The sequence below is a fragment of the Planctomycetota bacterium genome, assembly GCA_016872555.1.
Taxonomy (GTDB): domain Bacteria; phylum Planctomycetota; class Planctomycetia; order Pirellulales; family UBA1268; genus F1-20-MAGs016.
Genome location: VGZO01000120.1, coordinates 1 through 3111, shown reverse-complemented (window position 1 = coordinate 3111; position 3111 = coordinate 1). Strand labels below are relative to the sequence as shown.

Here is a 3111-nt window from a genome sequence, read left to right as displayed (position 1 = left end):
ACTCGTTTGACCACCGCACACTCGGAAATCAATCGGGGCATGATGCTTCCTCACGAATGGTTGATCAGTCGGGACAATCCCGGCTGCTCTTTTCCTGCCGTGATGAGCCGTGCCTCGCCGCGCCATGGGTGGCGTCGAGCTTGGTCGCCAAACGCCAGCCATAGGGTAGCGGTGGACGATCGGCCGGTCCACAGTGGCGGCCGTCGTTGGCCGCGACAACCGCGGGCGGTCCCCGCTCGATCACCGCCGACGGCCGGCCGCTCGATCCCGCGCCGCCTCCACGAGGGCGACGATCCGCCGCCGCTGGTTTCTCGTAAGCGTCGGCCATCGGGCGATCACCACGGCCAGATCGGCCGGCAGCGCGCCGCTTTTGTTCCCACCCTCACCGTCGAACCCACGTTTTCCCGAGGGAAACGCCAAAGGTTCCAATCCTGTGCTGCCCATTGGCCGGGTCTGCGAAACCGGCCTGATTCTCGGGGAATTCGCTACAACCCGAGTGGTGCCAGCGAGTTCTGTTTTCGGTGAGATTCCCTGCCAGACCCCGCGGGAACGTGCCGCGCTTCAACATGCGAGGTCGGTGCGCTGCAATCTGCGCTGCACGACGCAGGGCGTCTCGGGTGGGGCCTTCGACCACAGCGCCAGGGAGGGCTTTGTCCACGGGCAGTCAGCGGCCCGTCCGTGAGGCTGCCTTTCCGTCGCCAGCCTTCTCAGGCGAAACCCGCGTCACGCGCACCGTGCCGATGGCGCCGTCGAAGGCAAACGCCTCGCGCTCGAGCCACGCCGGGTCGACCGTGCTGCCGAGGTCGAGGCCGACGTCGAACGATTCGCTGGCGGTAAACGCCGCCGGCACCGTGCGGGCAAGCGCCACGGTAAACGACGGCCGGCCATCGACGTCGACCGACACCGTGCCCGGCTTTCCCAGCCCCGGGATCGACGTCGTCACCCGGATCGCGTGGTTCCCCGGCGGCAGGGGCTCGGGGGACCGCCCCGTGTAGCGCTCGACGATCATCATGTTGTAGAGGTACGACAGGTGCCCCTCCTCCATCGACAGCGCCAGGCCCCCGCCCGAACCCCCCAGCGCGTACAACACGCCGCTGGAGCGCGGGGCGGTGGTGACGTCGATCTCGACGACGGTGCTCTCGCGCCCCAGGCCGGGGGCGGCAAACTCGGGCATCCGCCGCGTGTGGCGCGTGAACGTCCAGCGGTCGTAGGACGTCTTGACCCGGTCCTCGGGGTGGAGCCGCAGCCAGTTGCCGGCGCCGATCGGGAAGTCGTGATTGTCGGCCGCGAGCCGGAGGAACTCGCGCTTCAGTTCCGCGAGCTTCTCGGGATGCTTCGCCGCCAGGTCGTCGGCCTGTGAGAAATCCTCGGCGACGTGGTACAGCTCCCACTGGTCGGTGGCCGAGTCCCAGCTCGCGATCCGCGGCAGCGACGCCGGCGTGTTCCAGGGATAGAGCGGGCCGATCGCGCAGGCGAACCAGCCGTCCTTGTGGATCCCGCGTCTGCCGTTGTTGTCGAAAAACTGCGGTGCCTTGCGCTCCGGGGCCCGGGCGTCGTCGAACGTGGCGGCGAAGCTCTCGCCGTCGAAGCCGATCTGCCGCTGGCCGTTGACGACCTGCGGGGGCGTGATGCCGACGACCTCGTAGATCGTCGGCACGACGTCGACGACGTGCTGGAACTGCGTGCGGATCGCCCCGTCGGGCTTGATCCGCCGCGGCCAGGAAACGACGAGGGGATTGCGCGTCCCGCCGAAGTGGGCGGCGACGAGCTTGGTGCTCCGAAACGGCGTCGACCCGGCCCACGCCCAGCCGGCGTGGTACATGTTGTCGGTGGCGGGGGAGCCGAGCGCGGGAAGGCCGCCGACCGGTCGAGGGCGGCGAGCTGCTGGGCGACGGTGGTGGGGATGTTGTTCTGCGCGAGCAACTCGCTGATCGTTCCCTGCTGCCCTTCGGCGCTGGAGCCGTTGTCGCCCCAGATGCAAAAGATCAGCGTGTCGTCGCGGAGGCCCCGCGCCTCGAGGCCGTCGACGAGGCGGCCGAGCTGGGCGTCGGTGTGCTCGACGAACCCGGCAAACAGCTCCATCCCGCGCGTCTGGAACGGGCGTTCGGCGGCGGGGATGTCGGCCCAGGCCTGGAGGGTGTCGGGGCGCGGGGTGAGCTTCGTGCCCGGCGGGATCACGCCGCTGTCGAGTTGGCGGCGGTGGACGCGCTGCCGGTAGGCATCCCAGCCGTCGTCGAACTTCCCCCGGTAGCGGTCGGCCCACTCGGCGGCCACGTGGTGCGGCCCGTGGACCGCCCCGGGCGCGAAATAGAGGAAGAACGGCTTGTCGGGGGCGTAGGCGCCGCGGTCGTCGAGCCAGCCGAGGGCCTCGTCGACGAGATCCTCGGTGAGATGCTTCCGCTTTCCCTGGGGCGGCTCGACCGCGTCGAGGTTGCGCACCAGCCGGGGCTCCCACTGCGACGTCTCGCCGGCGAGGAAGCCGTAGAAATGATCGAACCCGTAGCCGGTCGGCCAGCGGTCTTTGGGGCCGATGGCCGTCGTTTCGGTGACCGGGGTGTTGTGCCACTTGCCGAAAGCGCCGGTCCGGTAGCCGTAGTGGCGGAGGACCTCGGCGACGGTCGCCGCCGTCTTCGGGATCACGCCGGTGTAGCCGTCGAAGGCGACGGCGCGCTCGGCGATCGTGCCGGAGCCGACGCGCGTGTGGTTGCGGCCGGTGAGCAGCGCCGCGCGCGTCGGGGAGCAGATGCTCGTGGTGTGGAAGCGGGTGTAGCGGATCCCGGTCTCGGCGAGGCGCGACAGCGTGGGCGTACGGACCTCGCCGCCGAACGTCTCGGCGACGCCGAAGCCGACGTCGTCGAGGAGGATCACGACGATGTTGGGAGCGTCGGCGGCGATCCGGCGCGGCGCCTCCGGCCAGACCGGCTTGGAATCCTGGAGCCGCTGGCGGACGACGCTCGGCAGCGGCGGATCGGGAAACGGAAGCACGTCCTGTGCCGCCGACCGTGCCGCCGCGACCACGCCCCATGCCATGACCGCAGCCCGTGCCGCGACCATGATCCCGACCACCCTCCCCTGCCCCGTCCGTCGCTCGCGCATCTCTTGATCCTCCCC

1 pseudogene is annotated in these 3111 nt (G+C 70.0%); it reads right to left on the bottom strand.

Annotated elements, in window-relative coordinates:
- Nucleotides 1-664: 664 nt before the first annotated feature.
- Nucleotides 665-3096 (bottom strand): annotated as a pseudogene (locus tag FJ309_17320) (arylsulfatase).
- Between the last annotated feature and the right edge of the window lie 15 nt (nt 3097-3111).